The organism is Algibacter sp. (assembly GCF_039977455.1).
Classification (GTDB): domain Bacteria; phylum Bacteroidota; class Bacteroidia; order Flavobacteriales; family Flavobacteriaceae; genus Algibacter_B.
The window spans coordinates 221271-240580 of record NZ_JBDWDG010000016.1; the positions used below are offsets into that span (position 1 = coordinate 221271).

Here is a 19310-nt window from a genome sequence, read left to right on the forward strand (position 1 = left end):
TAATAAATTAACAGCAATTAAAAGTTTTTAAGATGACTAATAAACTTATCCAAAACTTTATCTTTAGAATATATTTCTTTAACGTATGCTTTAGCATTTTCACCCAACTCTAGGCGCATTTGCTTATTTTCCTTTAGTAAAACAATTTGATTTATAAGTTTTTCTATTGATTTACCATCAAAATAAAATCCACCTTTTGAATCTTCAAAAACTTTGGCTACCTCACTTTTTAAATTTCCAGTTACTATTGATGGTTTTGCACTAGCCATCATTCCTAAAATTTTTGATGGCATAACGGTATCAATAACGTCTGCCTTTTGAAACAAAATGTGTAAGTCGGCACTAGAAAGTAAAGCAGGCAACTCTTCATAAGGCACCAAATTATAATGCTTAACAAAATCGAAATCTTTTATTTTTTGTAAAACATTATCTTTTTCAGCACCTTCGCCTACTACTATTACTTCAATATTATCTAGTTTTTTTAAGTGGTTTAAAACCTCAATAAAAAAGGCCCAATCTTGTTTAGCTCCAATATTTCCTGAATACAAGATTTTAAAGGTATCAGCACCTAAATACTTGTGAGTTTCTAATTTGTTATTAAACTTTTCTATATCAATCCAATTGGTTAAATAATAGGTATTGGTATCGGTTTTTGATTTAAGTTTATTAATCATACCAAAACTTATTGTCGAAACAATATCAGCCTTGTTCAATACAAATTTCTCAATACTTTGAAGAAAATTAATAACAAGTTTTTTATTTCCTGAAAGTAGTCCTGAATCAATAGCTGCATCAAATTCAAAATCTTGAATATGCACCCAATGTTTGGATTTATATCTCTTTTTTAGAAACCAACCTAATAAAGACGATGTTGTAAATGGGATTATTGAAATTACAATATCTGGTTTACCAACTTTAAACAGGTTAATAAAATTTCCAATTGTAAAACTTGTTAAATGGATTATTCTCTTAATAAATGTTGGGTCCTTAGGAACGTATTGCTTGCTTCTATAAATTTTTACATCATTTATAGTCTCTTTTACTAAATAACTTTTTGATTTATAGTCTTCTCTAATTTCCCATTGAGGATAATATGGAAAACCTGTTATTACAGTAACATCAAACCCTTTGGATACTAAATATTCTGCTTTTTCTGTAGAGTATAACCCAATAGCACTATCTTCAGGATAGTAGTTAATACCAATAATGACAATTTTATTGCTCAAGCTTTCTTTTCTTTATAAATCTAACGGGAGAGCCCACATATACCGAATGCGCCTCTAAATCCTTTATTACCGTACTCCTTGCACCTACAACTACACCGTTATTAATGGTTACTCCAGGAGAAACAAACACATCTGTTGCTAACCAACATTCATCACCAATAATTATCCTTTTTTCCAATATTGGAAAATCTTGTTTTGAATAATCATGAGTCCCCGTGCAAATATAACTCTTTTGAGAAATCACTGTATTTTCACCAACAATAATATCTCCTAAACTATATAAAACAACATCGTCTCCAATCCAACTATAGTCTCCAATCTTAACTTTCCAAGGATATGTAAATTGTGCACTTGGTCTAACTATTACATTTTTACCAATTTCTGCGCCAAAACATCTAAGTAAAAAACGGCGCCACCCATATAAGAATTGTGGTGACATAGCAAACAATGTTCCTTGCACAATCCACCATAACTGGACAATGATTGCAGATTTACCTCTGAAATCTTTAGGGTTTTTATACAAATTTAAATCTTGCACTGAATTACTCATATTTCAAACTTAGGCTTTAAATATACTAACTGCATTTTCAATAAAGCTATTGACTCTATATTTTTCTTTAGCTTCTTTAAAGTTATGTTCTTGAATGGTTTTAACCCGTTCTTTGTTACTACAAACCTGTTTAATGCTATTCACTATACTAGATGCATTATTCTTTTTTACATAAAAACCGTTAATCGACTCTTTAAAAATATCTGGAATCCCTGCATGATTAGTTGTTAAAACGACATTAGCGGTAGCCATGGCTTCTAATATAGAAATTGGTTGACCTTCCATGGTATACCATGTTGGAAGTATAAAGGTGTTTGCCCAAATAAATAAATCTTTTTTTTCTTGCCCTTTAACCACACCACAATAGGTTGTGTTATTTAAACTTTCAAAGTATTTTAAAATCTTTTCTTTATTCGATTCGTCAATATTACCTCCTATTTTAGCTTCATAAGCAAACCCTTCGTTTTCAAGAATCTGCAAAGCTTCTAATAATGCAAAAATCCCCTTCTCCTCCATTAAATTACTTAAAAATAGAATCTTTGGTTTAGAAAACAATTTTAGTTTAGTTTCAATTTCTTCAGTACTTGGAAACAAATAATCTTCAACAAAATTATATAAGACGAATATGTTTTTATTTTCAATAAAGGGCGACATATTCCCAATAAGTGTTTCTGATAAAACAATCCCTTTAGATGTTTTACTTAGCAGTTTTTTAAATACCCACTTTTTAAACCCTTTAAGTAAACTATATTCTTTCCCCACATAATTACCATGTATGTGCGTTATCAGTTCTTTCCCCAACAACCGTGATAAAAGGATAAAAAATGCATATTTAACTACCCCAAAAAAAGTCTGTCCCGGGGTGATGTATACTATATCTGCTTTAAAAATTTTATAAGCGGAAAAATTTAATTTGAGAAAAAAAATAAGTTTTGAGAATGAAAAAGCTCCTAAATTTTCATCAAACTTATTGTAGGAAGTATTGATAACATCGACTTCAAAATTATTTTGTGCACCTAAACTGTATACAACCACTTTATTGGCTAATGCTACCCCCGTGGTAGGTTCTGGCAATGGACCAATAAGTAATATCCGTTTTTTAATTGACATTTTTTAATTGTTTATTATACCAGTTTTTTCTTAAATATAAATTACAAAGAAAAGCAAAACAAATTACTCCTGCTTCACGTTCTAAAATGTTTTCTGTCAACATATTTAAAAAAAAGAATAATAAGACACTTAAAAATATAATATCTTGATTCTTTATTGCTTTATTAAAGAGACCGTAAGCATAATAAAGAAAGATTAAAAAACCTATTAGGCCGGTTGAAAGTAAATAGCTTAGATACTGATTGTGGGTATTGTACTTATTTATATGAGTTTTATTTATATTTTTCAACATTTGGAGATGAAGGGAGTCATTTGAATCTCCTGTACCATAACCAAAAATTGGTTTGTTTACAAACAATTCGAGAGTACAACTATAAATAAAAAGTCTTTTACCAATAGATGACTCAGTATTATTTATAGTTTCTTCTATTTCATAAATTTCGTCAAAGCTATTTTGATTCTGAAATCTAGGTAATTTGATAATTCCAATTACCATTATTGAAAAAACAATTGTACCAAATATCATAATAATCCATTTTCTATTGGATAAACGTTTTAGACTAAACACAAAAGAAATTATACTGGCAATTACTAATCCTATTATGGACATTCGTTTATTCATTACTACTAACAGAAACAAAAATAAAATTATGGATAAAATCATTAATGCTTTCTTATACATATTTTTACTTTTAAACAATATAAAAATTGAAAAGAAAATACTAAGACCTACGTAAAGAGCTAAATAAATGGAATGTATTTGAAACTTTGGGTGAATGGATTTATCGATCAGTGTATTATAATGATGTATAATATATGTTAAGGATCTATCTTCAAAAAATGAAAAATAAAAAATAATACTAATTGAAAAAATGCAAGTTGATAAACAAAAAATTACTAAGAAATAATTTAAATATCTGTTTGATTGCTTTTTTAATAATTTTGTTGACAGAACTGAAAAACAAAAGGGGTACAACAATAATGATGTTCCCGTTTCTAATCTTTTAAGTCCATATGCTAGGTTTTCGGTATAAATCATTCCAATAATTAAAAGCAAATACGGTAGTGCACCAAAAACAAAAAATCTATAATCAATTTTTTTTGTTTTTATTAATGTAAAAATTGAAAAAACTAATAATAAAAGTATTGGAATAAATTTAAAATTACTTGGAATGAAAATAATTGTTGCATTTAACCCCAGTACAATTGACAAAATAGAATCCTTTAATCTATTCATGGTTATTACTTTAAAATTTTCATCATTAATTTTGGAAAGACAAAGAACGCCACAAAAGGCAGAAAATAATAAACAAAACCATTTGTAAGATCCCCTCTTAATAGAAATATTAAATGTATAGAAAAATAAAAAGCAGCAAGTTGCCTAAGTGGATCATTTGATTTTAACCAATTTACAAATTTCAAACATAAAAAAGCTAAAAGTATAGCATATAAAATAACTCCAACAACTCCAAAATCCACAAATGATTCAGCTACAAACGGTGCTGCTAAATTATGAAACCACTTCCTTTTATCGTGATGTTTTTGTATGTGTTCGCCCATTAACTGACCTGTAGTTATAGGTTTATTATCCCAAATAACCCTAGGAATAAAGAACAAACCAGCCGGTAATAGTTGACGTCCCATGGCATGCCCTTCCTTTTCTGTATAATCAATTGAGACACCCAACATTAAAAAGGCGTCAAAATTTAAATTTGTGAATTGACTTGACAAACTTTCTTGAATATTTTCACTAGAAACAATTTCTTCAAAAGACATGTCTGATAAATTTTTGTCTGAGTGTGTTACTAAACTTGATAAAGGAAACAACACTATTAAACTAAAAAATAACAGTGATAAAATTTTAAAATTGGTATTAACCCATCTTGGTATAAACAAAAAAATTAAAGTTATATAAATAGGCCCTAGCGCATTTCGTTTGGCTGCTAATGGATTCTTATACAAGAAAAAGATTGCAATTAGAATTATTACAATAGCAAAAATTATATAAAAATTTTTTGTTTTTCTATTCCAATTGTTCTTGATATAATGTAATCCGAGTACTATAGGTGCAAATGGCAAGAAAAAAAAGAACTTTGCATTAAGAATACCAGCCACTTTACTTGTAATGTTTGAATATGAAGTTAAACTAATTTTACTCATTAAATAATCATATTTCAAAACAAATACCACCAAGTTTAACACAAAAAATATAAATATATAAAGTGGGGTGTATCGATTATAGGTTATTACCTTAATGTGTTTGTAATAATTATGAAAAACATAATACACTAAAAAGAAAGTACTATTGAATATTATAATTAGAATGTTGGCTTTTAAAATTAATGCATCAGAATAAATTAAGCCGTTAAATAAACGTTTATTAGAGGTCTCAAAATATTGATCTAATTGTAGTATTGGTGCCATTATAAAAAACAAAAATGAAAACACTACAAAGGAGGCAATAAAAGGAGAGTAGTCTTTCTCTTTCAGCAAATAAAATAAAGTAAAACAAAACAACACTGCAAAACTAATAATAAACAAAACTCTATGTTGCGTCGGAATTGTATTACCAACCTGAAGTAATATAAAAATTAAAAGAAATATTAAAAGAAAAAACAGGCGTGCTTTCATTGAATTTTATTTTATTAGAAACATTTAAATGTTTTTTATAATTTTATAGTCAAGCCTCAAAACTAGCAATAACATTATTAAATCCATAATAATAAACCCTGCTGCTAATCCAGCTAGACCCGTTTTAGATAATATAAAATATTGAACCACTAAAACGCCTATACCAAGGACAGGATATAATGCCAATTCGTTCATTTTATTAATTGACATCGGTACCATACTCCCCGCATTCCAAAGATTATGAATAAGAACAGAACATAACATAAAACCTAAAAACAATGTGTTGTATGAAAAACTGTTTTTAAGCCATAATTCAAATATTATATCTCGTAAAAAAAATATGACTAAGCAAAAAATAAATGATACAGAAAAGACTAATAACATCAGCTTTTTCAATTTAATTAAGGCTTCATCTTTTAATTTTTTAGTTATCATTATAGTGAATTCTTGCATACTTGGCACATATAATATACCTATAAAAGCTTTTAAAGAATTAACCATTGTTCTAATAGTATTAAATATAACAACGTTTGCTGGACCTAATACCATCCCCACTAAAAAAGTACTACCTTGAATAAAAAGCGCAGACCCTAACTGAAAAAAACTTAGCTTCAAGGATGTTGGTAACATGCTTACTGCTTTACTCCAATCTAGGGTAAAACCAAATTTATAATATTTAAATTTACTTAAAATAATATTCATCACAAATAACATTACCAAACGTATTACTGCCATTGTAAATGGAATATAAAAAAGTGGAGCTTTAAGTTTCAAAAGAATTAAAGTCGTTACGAAATCTAGAAAAAGAGTCAATGCTAAAAAATATTCATGTTTATGAAATAGATTTAGAGCTTTAAAGTAACCTATTGTAACACGAAAAATTAAAAACATAAAAATATTAACCATAAACCCACCCAAAATAAGGAAAGAATCTTTTTTAGATAAACTAACAAATTTAAATAATGTGCTAAAGTCAACAAATAAGGATACTATTAAAAAAATAAAAATGAGCGAAATTCCAATTATAGAAAGAAAACTTAAGGTGCCTTTAAATAATTTTTCTTGAGATGAATACTCGTTTAGATTTATTAAGCGACATATTTCATTTGTTACAGTAAGTGTCAATCCAAAATCACTTAAAAGCAAATAATTTGGTATAGTAGTTAATATCAACCATTCCCCATAGGTGTCAACACCTATATCATTGATAAATACAGGAATTAAAAACAATTGAGAAAGAACTAAACAAAGCTTAAGTACTAAACCAGAGAAGTAGTTATGAAATTGCTTGTTCTTAATAATTTTAATCATTTTTACTAAATTTGGTCATGTGTTCCATAGCCATATTTTCAAAAGTTCTTTTTCTAATCATTTTTAAATTATTAGCACTTAATTTATTTGAAAACACATCATCATCGAGAACCTTATTAATTACCCGTCCTAAACTTTCACTGTCTTCAATAGGACATAAGCATTCACTATCCAAAATAAGTTCAAGCCCGGCTAAACATCTGTTTGTTGTAATAACAGGAAGCCCTTTGGACATAGCTTCATTTATCACTAGTCCCCAAATATCTTCCCTCGTAGGTAAAACAAATAAGTCTGCAGCTAGAAACCAATTATCTAGTTGTTTCTTTGATAAAAATTCTACAAAATTTACATTTTTAATCTTTAATCGATTAATAATTTGATTGTATTCTGCTGTTGGCTTACCTCCGATAATATATACACCAACTGCATCTGAAAAAAAAGGACAACTTTCAAGCAACACATCAAAGCCCTTTCGGTGTATAAATTGTCCTACTGAAACAATAATTTTATCATAGGGAACTCCTAAGGTCTCTTTTATTTTTGATTTTTGTTCTTTGCTAGGGATTTTCTCTATAACGTCATTAACAGACAAACTAGTGAAAGAATATCTTGCGATACTATTTTTCTTTGCTCCATACTTTATTAAATACTCATCAGACTCTTTACTAGGGCTAAAATAACCTTTAGAACCAGATATTAAGAAAGTTTTTATTTTTGATTTAATTTTTGATTCTTTTGTTGGTATAATTCCTCCGTCTGTTTCAAAATAGTAACTTTTATTTATAAGTTTAAGCAAAAGTATTAATAAAGTTTGAGTCCTTGTATGGTAAGAGCATATTACAATTTTATTAAAATCACCAAAAATCACTTTTTTTATAAGCGTGATGATGATTCGACTTTCATTCAAAAACTCATTAAAAAAAAGAAGATTAAATGGTAAAACTTTATCATCATTCCAGTTAAATGTAAGATTTTTTGACCTCTTAGCCTCAAAAAAAACAGTTAATTCACAATATTTAGATAATTCCGAGAAAAAATCAACTCTATATGGTGTTGGTAGGTTTGTTACAAATAGAACCTTCATAAGTTAATTATTTAAATTAAATCTTTTAAATCTTGTTTAATTTTTGGAAGGCTTATATTTAATCTCTCGTAAAATTTATGCAAATCTACATTTTCTTCTTTTACTAGTAAAAACAAGGATATAGTTTCTAGATTAAAAAATTTGGAAACCTGTAGAGATGTACTTTTGAATCCAATAATTTTTACAGATTTATTAGCATTAGCAACCAATGTACTTAAAAAAAACTCAAAGCCTATATGTCTATTTAGTTCTATAGATTCTCCAAGAAATTTTAAATTTTCAGTCTCTTCCCTAGGGTGCATTTTAAAAAAAACTCTACATTGTTTTTCCTTTAGAAGCAGTATAAGGTATTCCGTAATTTCTTTAACAATGTTTACTGACTTGTAGGTATCTAATTTATCAAAAACAATAATAACATCGTTATCCTTAAAATGCGTAGTTTCCCCATCTGTAAATATGGAATTAATACCTAATAGATATTCTTTGCTATCTATTTTTACAAGTGTTTTATTTTTAAAAATGCTTCTTGCACATTCGGGCATGGTTAGGTATGCAATTTTTAAATTGGAATTTCCAGACATATAATTACCTTCATAATCATAGAATGGGCCAAATTGAAACAGATATTTAAAAATTAACTTCTTAAGCTTAATCGTATACTTATTAGCATTTAAGCCATGCTTATTATCAATATTTAAAAAATAAGGATATGAGCCATCTTCTAACCAAATTAACTCTACATCATTGTTTAATTTAAAGGCTTTCTTTATAATATATAATTCAGGGAGGTTCTGGTCACAAATAATAAAGACTTTATGATAAATCGATATTATTTCTTTTTTAAAAAAACACACATCTCTTATATACCTAATAGTTTTATGCCTCCAACTTTTATTTTTTTCTGGGTAATCACCTACTCTAATTAAAACCTCATGAAATACTTTATTTAAATTTAAAATTAACTTATCATCTAAGGAAAAATCTTTAAAAAGTATTAATGTATTAGTATCATTACAGAATCTTCCTTTGGCTAAACCTGAAGCTACTATTAACTGCGCCTGAGAATGACAAACAAATAAGTTATTCATACTAAAATTTAAAATCCAAAAAACTTTTTATGTAGTTTTCTGTTGATTTATATAAGTCTTCATTATTAAACCCATAAAAAGAAATATTATTAACAATGGCTGCTTCATAATCATTTATTGAGTCTCCTATTAAACAGGTTGCATTTATATCATATCCGTGTTTTTCTAAAAGATTCGCTACAAGTTCGTTTTTTGGAGTCGGAGAACCCTGAATGGAAATAAAATACTTTGAAATATTTAGTTCATTACACAAAAAATTTAATTCATTTCCATCAGATCCAGAAACAATATGGAAATTAAAATTTCTATAATTATCTTCAATAAAACTTACACTTTCGCTTATTAAGTTTTCAGTATTAATTAATTTAATTCTCATTATGTCAGAAAACTTAGAGGCATATTCTTGTACTTCTTCAGATGTTATTTTTTGATTTAAAATCTCTTCAAAAAAATAAACAATTTTAACATATCTTGATAAACCACCATTGATTCTATGATAGTTAATTAAATTATCTACATCATTTTTTTTATAAGCTTTAAAAATTTCTCGGAATCCAAAATCTCTTACTTTCATGGAGTCTAATATAACTCCATCAAAATCCCATAAAATTGTTCTCATTTTTTTCCTTCTAGCTTTAATAATTCCTCTTCTACTTTTTTAACATCTTCAATAACATCAACAGCATATGAACTACCCGAAGTTTCTACCATTTTAATAGGAATATTCAAATCAAAAAACCTTAATATCTCAATATCTTCAAAATTCTCATAAACAGCCTTTTGTTCTGTTCTACCGAAAGCCGCTAATTCAATCTTATTAAACCCGTAAATACAAACTTGTTTCTTAAAAACCCTATCTTTAGCTATGGCGGGGCTTTTAGATCCAGGAATTGCTAACCTAGACATGTATATTAAAGTATTGCTTTTATTAACTAAAACCTTAGGAATATTAACATTATCTGGGTTTTCGTCTTCTGATATATCACACATTCCATTAATAACACATTCAAAATGATCTTTCTTTACATTAACTATTTTTAATATATCAAGATAGTTCAGGAGTGGCTCATCCCCTTGTATGTTTATGTAAATGTCTGCATCAATTTTTTTTGAAAAATCATAAACTCTATCGGTGCCTGTTAAGCAACTTTCTGAGGTCATAATAGCATTATAACCATACGATTCTACTAAATCCTTTATTTGATTATCATCCGTAGCAACATACGTGTTTTCTTTACCTAATGCTTTTTCAACAATTCGAACAACCCTAATAATCATTGGGACACCGTTCAATCGAATTAATGGTTTCCCTGGAAATCTTGATGATTTATATCTAGCTGGTATTACGCCTACAACTCTCATTTTAACATGTTATAAATTGAAGTTACTTTTATATTTTTATACTTTGTTGGTGTTATAGCTTGAACAGAAATATCTTTTACTTTTATAATATCATTAAGTATATTTTGATTCTCTTGAGCTAATGCAAATTGAGCTTGGTCAATTTCTGTATCATAACCATCAAACCCTGATAATAGAATTTTAGAGACCCCTAAATCTATAGCTAATTGAAGTGATATGGCTAAAAGTGAATCAGAAGATACCGCTGTAAAGTTAATAGCTTCTAACTCCTTTGAAAGATGCTTAATTGAGTCCGGAATAATGGTGCCCATGGCCCTAGGAAAAGGTGGAAATACACATGTGTTTTTCAACTTAGAAACATCACTTCCTATATTTGTCAACAATTTTTCACTTTCAAAACCTACCAAAGTATAATACTGTTCCGATTTTATGTTTAGGTACTCTAAAACATTTCTTCCTCCAGCATGAATAACACATGTTGTATCATCGGAATCTGCGACCTTCATTATAGCTTCGCTATGATTTAAAGCAGATTTGCCGCCACCTAAAATTAAAGCTGTTTTGAAATTAGACTCTTTACTTAAACTAGGCAGTTTTATATTATCTGCAATATCGTCTTTTTGATTATTCAAAGCTGTAATTATTGAACTTATTGGATACCTATTCTTCCCAACCCATTCCATTACTTGCTTTTGTGGCAATGAATATGCTCCAGAAAACATATATGGAAGATTTGTACCCCAATTATATGTTTTTTTAAGACTCTCAAAATCTGATACAACATTTCCTAATAACGAATAATTTATATTAAACTTTTCCTTACTATTCAGATAAATTAATAATAGTTCGGTACGTAAATTGCCAGCCCCTCTGCCCATACCTGTTATTGTGCTATCCACAATACTACATCCTTTTTTAATAGAGGTAATTGTATTTATTAAAGCCATTTCTAAATTATTATGACCATGAAAACCTAACGGCACATTTGTTTTAGATTTTACTAAGTCTATAATATTAATAACCTCATCAGGACTCAGCCCCCCAAAGGAATCTACCATATAAAAATAATCAATGACCTCATCTAACCCTGTAAGTAATTCTAAAAAAGATGAATCCTCTAGCCATTCCGACATATACATTACATTAAAACCAACTTCAAAACCCATTGATTTAACAGCTTTTGCCAATATAATTGCTCTTTCAAAATTTTTAGGGTCTATAGCTATCCTCACTAACTTGATGTAAGATTTGCATGGCGCTAAAACTTCTTCCAAATGTTCTGGTCTTATATCTTTTTCGTTAAGTATAATAACAAGTTTTTTAGAGGGCATTAGCTCCTTTAAATCTTTAAGTATATATACTGGACAATAGAAATATTTCCCTAAATAACCTTTTAAAGGAATGCTACGGTAACCTACTTCAATATAATCTATAGGTAATGTTTCCATTAGTTTACAATAATTACCTACTAATTCTTTATCGAAATCCCAATTAGTATAGTAACCCCCGTCTCTTAACGTACAATCTAATATTTTTGTGTTGTTTATCATTTAATAATTTTAATTGATACTTTTCAAAATCCCTATTAGTTATAGTTGAACAATCTTCTAAAGATTGATAGCATTATAACCATTTTATTTAACAAAACCCTTTATTTAAATATCATTTGATCTGATACTAGATACATATTCATGATACAAATAATTTTTCGGGTGTTTGGTTCAATATAGTAATAATTAGTAAAACATTTGCATTGGTCTATTTGGAAAACTTAAAAATTTAAATTTCGATAACTTCTATTAAAGTTCACATTTTAACAAACTATAAATAAAGTCTTTCTTCAATTAATAAACTTGAAGGAATAATGTTTACATCACACAGAGTTTTCGTATTTCCTTCCCATTCCCAAATGTCCTTTTCTATAGAGGTTGCTCCTAAAATAATTCTTACATTATCTGCAGCAACCTCTGCACTTATTGCACATTTATACCAATCGCCAGATAATTTTTCTATGGTTGCCAATGGTTTTTCAAAATCTTGAGATATTTTATAATCAACTATTATTCCTTGCTCTAAATCGAAAATAGCATCCACTCTATCTGGATAGTTTCCCTGAATTCTTAAACCCAAACGACTTCCCTTACTTCCTTTCTTTGCAAATACACTTACCCTATATTCACTTGCATAAATTACTGGAATTAATTGTGAAGCTAAATAAGCTGGTTCTGTAGTTGTTGCTCTTACAACATTATAAACTTGATTTCCATTCTCGAACTCTTCTGTTGCAGCTAAATCTACTTTTACTTTTGAAATCGTTAGAAAATCGGTATCAGAAAATTGCTTACCCACTTTAAATTGTTTTTCAACAACTTGAAGCTCTTTAATTGTTTTCACCTTTTTCTCGTCCTTACAAGAAAACGTTACTACCAAAATTAAAAGCAAGGTTATTCTATTCATCACATTTATATATTTACTGTTATATATTTTGTTTATCTAAATACCAGTCGTAAGCCTTTTTTATGCCATCTTCTAGCTCTAAATTATGTTTCCAGCCCAAGCCATGTAATTTAGACACATCGGTTAATTTTCGCATGGTGCCATCTGGCTTATCTGTATTAAACACTAAATTGCCTTTAAAACCGATGGTGTTTTTAATAGTTTCTGCCAATTCTTTTATGGATACATCTTTACCTGTACCAATATTTATATGTGTATTTCTAATATCTTTATCACCTTTGTTATAAGTGTCTGAGAAATCTCTGTTTTCCATGATAAACACACAAGCATCTGCCATGTCTTTACTCCATAAAAACTCACGCTTTGGTTTTCCAGACCCCCAAATTTCAACACTATTTTCATTAACCCCAAAACCTTTTAAATAGGTTTTAGCCTCTTCAATACTACCAACCTTTAAATTACTTACCACTTCATTAAACTTTGATTCTGATAATAATTTAGCCAGATGAATTTTTCTAATAAGCGCGGGTAATACATGCGATTTTTCTAAATCGAAATTATCATTCGGGCCATACAAATTAGTTGGCATTACCGAAATGAAGTTTGTGCCGTATTGTAAATTATAGCTCTCGCACATTTTTATGCCTGCAATTTTAGCTATAGCATAAGGCTCGTTGGTATACTCTAATGTATCGGTTAATAAACTATCCTCTTTCATTGGTTGAGGTGCATTTTTAGGATAAATACAGGTGCTTCCTAAAAATAATAGCTTTGTTACCTTATTTAAATAACTTTGATGAATCACATTATTTTGAATCATCATGTTTTCATAAATAAAATCTGCTCTATAAACATTATTAGCAATAATCCCTCCCACTTTAGCAGCTGCTAAAAACACATATTCCGGTTTTTCTTCACTAAAAAAATTAGCAACGTCTAACTGGTTTGCTAAATCTAATTCTTTGTGCGTTCGTGTAATAATATTAGTGTACCCTTTACTCTTTAGGTTTTCTAATATGGCACTTCCCACTAAACCTCTATGTCCTGCTAGATAGATTTTAGAATTTTTATTCATGACATTTATTCGAAGTAATTCATAATTTTATAGCCTCCTTCTTTAAGGAAATGATCTTTTTCCATCAACTTTATATCGCTAGACATCATATCTTCAACCAAGGCTTTTAAATCATATTTAGGAACCCAACCTAGCTTCTCTTTAGCCTTAGTAGCATCACCAATTAGTAACTCCACTTCGGTTGGCCTAAAGTACTTAGGATCTACTGCTACAACTTCTTTTCCAATCTCTAATTGATATTTAGGGTTATTACAGCTTTTAACAAATCCTTTTTCTTCCTCGCCACTGCCTTTAAATTCTAATTCTACCCCAACATGAGCGAAACACATTTTAACAAAATCTCTAACAGTAGTTGTTTTATTAGTTGCAATTACCCAATCTTCTGGCTCATCAGCCTGAAGTATCATCCACATCATTCTAATATAATCTTTAGCATGTCCCCAATCTCTTTGAGCATCTAGGTTACCTAAGTATATTTTTTCTTGTAAACCCATGGCTATTTTTGAAGTTGCTCTGGTAATTTTTCGAGTTACAAAAGTTTCTCCACGTATTGGCGACTCATGGTTAAATAAAATTCCATTACAAGCAAACATGCCATAAGCTTCTCTGTAATTAACCGTAATCCAATAGGCATACATTTTTGCTACAGCATAGGGACTTCTTGGATAAAATGGCGTAGTCTCCGTTTGCGGAACCTCTTGTACTTTACCATATAATTCTGAAGTTGAAGCTTGGTATATTCTTGTTTTCTTTTCCAAACCAAGGAGTCTTAAAGCTTCAAGCAGTCTTAAAGTCCCAATTCCATCGGCATTTGCCGTGTATTCTGGCATTTCAAAAGACACGTGTACATGACTCATGGCTGCCAAATTATAAATTTCGTCTGGCTGAACCTCTTGAATAATCCTAGTTAGGTTAGTGCTATCGGTTAAATCGCCATAATGCAAAAAGAAGTTCTGATTATCAACATGAGGATCTTGATATAAATGATCTATTCTATCGGTATTAAATAATGAAGAACGTCTTTTAACACCATGAACTTCGTATCCTTTTTTAAGTAGAAACTCACTTAAATAAGCACCGTCTTGTCCGGTAACTCCTGTTATTAATGCTACTTTTTTCTCCATATTAATTGATCCTGTTTTAATTAACATTTATGTGCGAATTCTTTAAAACCGAACTCTTTGGTCGCCGTGCAAAAGTACGATAATTGTTTACTTTAACAAGATATATATTATTAGACAGGTTGTTTTCTATAAGTATTTGTTCAGCAAAATCATACCAAGTCATTACTTTGTCATCACAGAAGTGAATAACACCATAAGCTTGATTGTCTTCTTGTATTAATTTAAAAATGAATTTTGATAAATTAACCGTATCTGTTGGACAACCTTTCTGTTCGGTAGTAATTGTAAGTTGTTTTTCTGTTTTTGCTTTTTCTAGAATAGTTTTATAAAAATTTTTTCCATACTTTTTACTATATAACCAAGACGTTCTAACTATAAAGTACTTGGTTAAGGTATTTTTAATGTGATTTTCTCCTTCTAATTTAGATTTCCCATATGCATTAATAGGATTTGTTTTATCATTAACCGTATAAGCCGCTTCTTTTTCACCATCAAAAACATAATCGGTGGAGATATGAATCAAAATAACATTATTTTTTTCGCATATAATAGACAGGTTTTCAACGCCTTCTGTATTAATTTTATAAGCTAATTTAGGTGTTTTTTCTGCCTGTTCAACATTAGTATATGCTGCACAATTAATACAATAATCAAAATTAAAGTCTTTAAAATAACTATGAAGGTTATCTTTATTCGAAATATCTAATTTCGCTTTATTCGCAAATACAAAATCTAACCCAAAGTTATTTTTAAGGTATAATTCCTCTATCGTTTTTCCTAACTGACCACCAGCTCCTGTAACCAAAACTTTTTTTTTCATTGAAATAGATTTTTAAAGGTTACTAGGTTTTTGTCTTTTTCAGACACGATTATTTCTTCCTCCGGAACCCCCCAATCTATGCCTATAGTTTTATCATTAAAAATTATCCCAGATTCTGAAGCTTTATTATAATAATTATCACATTTATATGAAAAAATAGTATCGTTTTCTAGCACTATAAAACCATGAGCAAACCCTCGTGGAACATACAGTTGCTTTTTATTTAATCCATCTAATTGTATAGAAAAATGCTTTCCAAAGGTTGGTGAATCTTTTCTAATATCGACACACACATCCAAAACACTACCTACAATTACTTGAACTAATTTAGCTTGCGCAGAAGCTCCTTTTTGAAAATGAAGCCCTCTCAACACGCCTTTTGATGACTTTGATAAATTATCTTGAACAAAATTGGTTTGTATTCCGGTTTCTTTTGAAAATACTTTCTCATTAAAGGTTTCTAAAAAATAACCTCTTTCATCTTTAAATACTTTAGGAGTAATAACAAAGCACCCTTTTAAATATGTTTCTTCAACTTTCATTTTGTTTAACTTAATTGTTGAAGATAATCGCCATAACCACTCTTTAGAAGTGGCTGCGCTAAGTTATGCAATTGAGCCTTGTTTATATAGCCCATTTTATAAGCCACCTCTTCTATGCATCCTATTTTTTGGCCTTGGCGTTCTTCAATAACCTGAACAAACTGAGACGCTTGCATTAATGAGGTAAAAGTACCGGTATCTAACCATGCTGTACCTTTATCTAAAATCTGAACATTTAGCACACCATTATTTAAATACATCCTGTTTATATCTGTAATTTCCAATTCCCCACGCTTGCTTGGTTTTATTTTTTTCGCTATTTCAATTACAGAATTATCGTAAAAATAAATACCTGGCACAGCAAAATTTGATTTTGGTTCATCCGGTTTTTCTTCTATAGAAATGGCCTTATTATTTTTATTAAATTCAACAACACCATAGCGTTGAGGATCTTGTACATGATAAGCAAAAATAACACCGCCTTTAGGGTCAACATTTGCTTGTAAAGTTTTATCTAACCCCGAACCATAAAAGATATTATCGCCTAATATTAAAGCTACACTATCATTACCAATAAATGCTTCACCAATTAAAAATGCTTCTGCTAATCCTTTTGGTTCTTCTTGCACAGCATATTCAAACGTGCAACCATAATCCTTTCCATTACCTAAAAGCGCTTTAAAATTAGGTAAGTCTTTTGAGGTTGAAATAATTAAAACCTCTCTAATTCCTGCTGATAAAAGTGTGGTTAATGGATAATAAATCATAGGTTTATCATACACTGGCATAAGTTGTTTACTTACTACTTTAGTAAGCGGATACAGTCTTGTGCCTGAGCCTCCAGCTAATATAATACCTTTCATTATCCCTGATATTTCTTAATATACCAATCTATGGTTTTTCTTATTCCTGTTTCAAAATTTTCTTGAGCCTTCCAACCTAATTCACTTTCAATTTTAGAAGCATCAATAGCATATCTATAATCATGCCCTGGCCTATCTTTTACAAAAGAAATTTGTGTTTTATAAGATGTACTTTTTGGCAAAACATTATCTAATATTTCACATATTGTGTTTGCAATATATAAATTATTTCGTTCATTTTTTCCGCCAATGTTATAGGTTTCTCCTGCCATACCATTATTAAAAGCTAAATCTATACCTTTACAATGGTCTTCAACATACAACCAATCTCTAATATTTTTACCATCTCCATAAATAGGAATATTATCACCTTTTAAAGCTTTTCTAATTATAGTTGGAATTAATTTTTCATCATGCTGTTTTGGCCCATAATTATTAGAGCAATTTGTTGTAACCACATTTAATCCATAGGTATGAAAATAGCTTCTAGCAATGAAATCTGATGATGCTTTAGAGGCACTATAAGGACTATTTGGTGCATAAGGTGTTTGTTCTGTAAACAGGCCTTCTTCCCCTAAAGTTCCATAAACCTCATCTGTTGATATATGAAGAAACCTAGATTCTAAATGATTTTTTTTAAATTCATTTGGAGAAGTCATCCAATGGTTTTTGGCTACATCAAGCAGGTTAAAGGTTCCTAAAACATTTGTATTAATAAACTCATTAGGTGATTTTATCGAATTATCTACATGTGATTCTGCAGCAAAATGAATAACGCCACTAAAATTGTATTCTTTAAACAAGTTTTCAATTAGGAGTCGATCACAAATATCACCTTTTACAAAAGTATAGTTCTTGTATCCTTCTACTTCTTTTAAATTAGAAAGCTCACCTGCATAAGTGAGCTTATCTATATTTACAATGTTAATAAGCGGATGCTTCCTAAGAAGAAATAGAATAAAATTTGAGCCAATAAAACCAGCCCCACCGGTTACTAATATATTTTTAATCCTCATAATTATTTACAAACCTAATCAATCTATTAAACAAGAAAACCAATGTAAGTAACACAAAGGCAACCAAAGGAAAGATTAGAGAGTATTTAGACCAAATATGATTATCCTCCGAACCAACATCTTGGAAACTTGAAAGCGTATCAAAAAACACATCTTCTTCAACTTTTTCAGATTCTAATACAGCTAACTGCTGTCTTAACTCCAATTCCTTGTCCAATAATTCATACTCCCTGGTATCTACACGTTCCTGAACAAGAGACATGCCATCTTTTAGTGTTATTGTTCCAGCATTTTTAGAGCTTGACTCCTCTTGTAATACTTTGATGTATACCTTTTGAAGAGAATCTACTTGTTTTAAAGATTTCAAAATACGACTTTTATCAATCGCTATTAATGAATCCCGCTTTTCCATTTTCTTAACAGAATATGTGTTGGTAAAAGTAGAATTTAACCCTTCTTCTAAAGATCTAAAAATATCTTTTTTAAATGACCTTACAGCAATCTCATATAAAGTTCCTGAATATATACTTCTGTTTTCAATAAAATCTTTAAAATAAATTTCTGTAGCTCTTGTACTATCCACTTGTTTGATAAACTCTTCGTATTCTAAAATTCTATCATTTTCTGTTTCAGGCCCAGGGCTTATTTTAAACTCAATAATGTCTTCAGCAAAATCTTCTTCTATATCAAAAAGACTACTTAATTGTTTAAAATCTTTATCTTCAATTAGTGCATTGTAGTAATTTATATTAGTAACTAATTGAAACTTAGAATCAAAATAAGGTTTAACAAGCATACTTGAAGTATATACTGGTTGTTTGGCTTTCTCTAATCCAAAACCTATAGCACCAGCCACAACCATGGAGATAAATATTAATTTAAAATTTTTAATTAAAGCTTTAAGAATGTAAATGATTACGGAAAATATTGAGGTAAAAATATTGCTTACAAACTGAAAAAACCTATCGAAAGCATTTCCTATTAATTTAAACAATTGACCTAAATCCACTTCTTCAGACTGCTGTGGTTGTTGTATATCTTTACTCATTTT

19 protein-coding genes are annotated in these 19310 nt (G+C 29.4%); all 19 read right to left on the reverse strand.

Features of this window, described 5'->3' with window-relative positions:
* Positions 1 to 17: 17 nt before the first annotated feature.
* The 19 genes from ABJM36_RS06985 to ABJM36_RS07075 all read right to left on the reverse strand — a co-directional run bounded on the left by ABJM36_RS06985 (position 18) and on the right by ABJM36_RS07075 (position 19307).
* Positions 18 to 1226, reverse strand: coding sequence for a WcaI family glycosyltransferase (locus ABJM36_RS06985; RefSeq protein ID WP_348450585.1), 1209 nt, complete (start codon positions 1224 to 1226; stop codon positions 18 to 20).
* Entirely contained in the window at positions 1216 to 1776 is a 561-nt protein-coding gene (locus tag ABJM36_RS06990; protein ID WP_348450587.1) for a putative colanic acid biosynthesis acetyltransferase, read from the reverse strand. Before ABJM36_RS06990 ends, ABJM36_RS06985 begins: the two co-directional genes overlap by 11 nt.
* A gap of 9 nt (positions 1777 to 1785) precedes the next feature.
* A complete protein-coding gene (locus tag ABJM36_RS06995; RefSeq protein ID WP_348450589.1) occupies positions 1786 to 2886 on the reverse strand; it encodes a glycosyltransferase family 4 protein in 1101 nt (366 codons plus the stop codon).
* A complete protein-coding gene (locus ABJM36_RS07000; RefSeq protein WP_348450591.1) occupies positions 2876 to 4123 on the reverse strand; it encodes an O-antigen ligase family protein in 1248 nt (415 codons plus the stop codon). Before ABJM36_RS07000 ends, ABJM36_RS06995 begins: the two co-directional genes overlap by 11 nt.
* A gap of 5 nt (positions 4124 to 4128) precedes the next feature.
* Positions 4129 to 5517 carry an O-antigen polysaccharide polymerase Wzy gene (gene wzy / locus ABJM36_RS07005; RefSeq protein ID WP_348450593.1) on the reverse strand — a complete coding sequence of 463 codons (1389 nt, stop codon included), beginning with the start codon at positions 5515 to 5517 and terminating at the stop codon, positions 4129 to 4131.
* Positions 5518 to 5541: 24 nt separating this feature from the next.
* Positions 5542 to 6828, reverse strand: a complete 1287-nt coding sequence (locus ABJM36_RS07010) for a hypothetical protein (protein WP_348450595.1) — start codon at positions 6826 to 6828, stop codon at positions 5542 to 5544.
* Positions 6821 to 7912: a glycosyltransferase family 4 protein gene (locus ABJM36_RS07015; RefSeq protein WP_348450597.1), complete on the reverse strand. Its 1092-nt coding sequence runs from the start codon at positions 7910 to 7912 to the stop codon at positions 6821 to 6823. The genes ABJM36_RS07010 and ABJM36_RS07015 overlap by 8 nt, the downstream gene beginning before the upstream one ends.
* Positions 7913 to 7923: 11 nt before the next feature.
* Positions 7924 to 9000: a polysialyltransferase family glycosyltransferase gene (locus ABJM36_RS07020; RefSeq protein WP_348450599.1), complete on the reverse strand. Its 1077-nt coding sequence runs from the start codon at positions 8998 to 9000 to the stop codon at positions 7924 to 7926.
* A gap of 1 nt (position 9001) precedes the next feature.
* Positions 9002 to 9619, reverse strand: a complete 618-nt coding sequence (locus ABJM36_RS07025) for an HAD family hydrolase (RefSeq protein ID WP_348450601.1) — start codon at positions 9617 to 9619, stop codon at positions 9002 to 9004.
* A complete protein-coding gene (locus ABJM36_RS07030) occupies positions 9616 to 10362 on the reverse strand; it encodes a 3-deoxy-manno-octulosonate cytidylyltransferase (protein WP_348450603.1) in 747 nt (248 codons plus the stop codon). Before ABJM36_RS07030 ends, ABJM36_RS07025 begins: the two co-directional genes overlap by 4 nt.
* The gene (locus tag ABJM36_RS07035) at positions 10359 to 11912 is read right to left on the reverse strand and encodes an aldolase catalytic domain-containing protein (RefSeq protein ID WP_348450605.1); all 1554 of its coding nucleotides are present in this window, start codon (positions 11910 to 11912) and stop codon (positions 10359 to 10361) included. The genes ABJM36_RS07030 and ABJM36_RS07035 overlap by 4 nt, the downstream gene beginning before the upstream one ends.
* Positions 11913 to 12183: 271 nt before the next feature.
* Entirely contained in the window at positions 12184 to 12819 is a 636-nt protein-coding gene (locus tag ABJM36_RS07040) for a hypothetical protein (RefSeq protein ID WP_348450607.1), read from the reverse strand.
* 19 nt (positions 12820 to 12838) lie between these two features.
* A complete protein-coding gene (locus tag ABJM36_RS07045; RefSeq protein ID WP_348450609.1) occupies positions 12839 to 13894 on the reverse strand; it encodes a GDP-L-fucose synthase in 1056 nt (351 codons plus the stop codon).
* A 5-nt stretch (positions 13895 to 13899) separates the two neighbouring features.
* Entirely contained in the window at positions 13900 to 15018 is a 1119-nt protein-coding gene (gmd, locus tag ABJM36_RS07050) for a GDP-mannose 4,6-dehydratase (RefSeq protein WP_348450611.1), read from the reverse strand.
* A 16-nt stretch (positions 15019 to 15034) separates the two neighbouring features.
* Complete coding sequence (rfbD, locus tag ABJM36_RS07055) at positions 15035 to 15838, reverse strand: dTDP-4-dehydrorhamnose reductase (RefSeq protein WP_348450613.1); 804 nt, start codon at positions 15836 to 15838, stop codon at positions 15035 to 15037.
* Complete coding sequence (rfbC, locus tag ABJM36_RS07060; protein ID WP_348450615.1) at positions 15835 to 16380, reverse strand: dTDP-4-dehydrorhamnose 3,5-epimerase; 546 nt, start codon at positions 16378 to 16380, stop codon at positions 15835 to 15837. Before rfbC ends, rfbD begins: the two co-directional genes overlap by 4 nt.
* Before the next feature lie 5 nt (positions 16381 to 16385).
* Positions 16386 to 17243 carry a glucose-1-phosphate thymidylyltransferase RfbA gene (gene rfbA / locus ABJM36_RS07065; protein WP_348450617.1) on the reverse strand — a complete coding sequence of 286 codons (858 nt, stop codon included), beginning with the start codon at positions 17241 to 17243 and terminating at the stop codon, positions 16386 to 16388.
* Positions 17243 to 18253, reverse strand: a complete 1011-nt coding sequence (rfbB, locus tag ABJM36_RS07070; protein WP_348450913.1) for a dTDP-glucose 4,6-dehydratase — start codon at positions 18251 to 18253, stop codon at positions 17243 to 17245. The genes rfbA and rfbB overlap by 1 nt, the downstream gene beginning before the upstream one ends.
* The gene (locus ABJM36_RS07075) at positions 18249 to 19307 is read right to left on the reverse strand and encodes a Wzz/FepE/Etk N-terminal domain-containing protein (RefSeq protein ID WP_348450619.1); all 1059 of its coding nucleotides are present in this window, start codon (positions 19305 to 19307) and stop codon (positions 18249 to 18251) included. Before ABJM36_RS07075 ends, rfbB begins: the two co-directional genes overlap by 5 nt.
* Positions 19308 to 19310 lie beyond the last annotated feature (3 nt).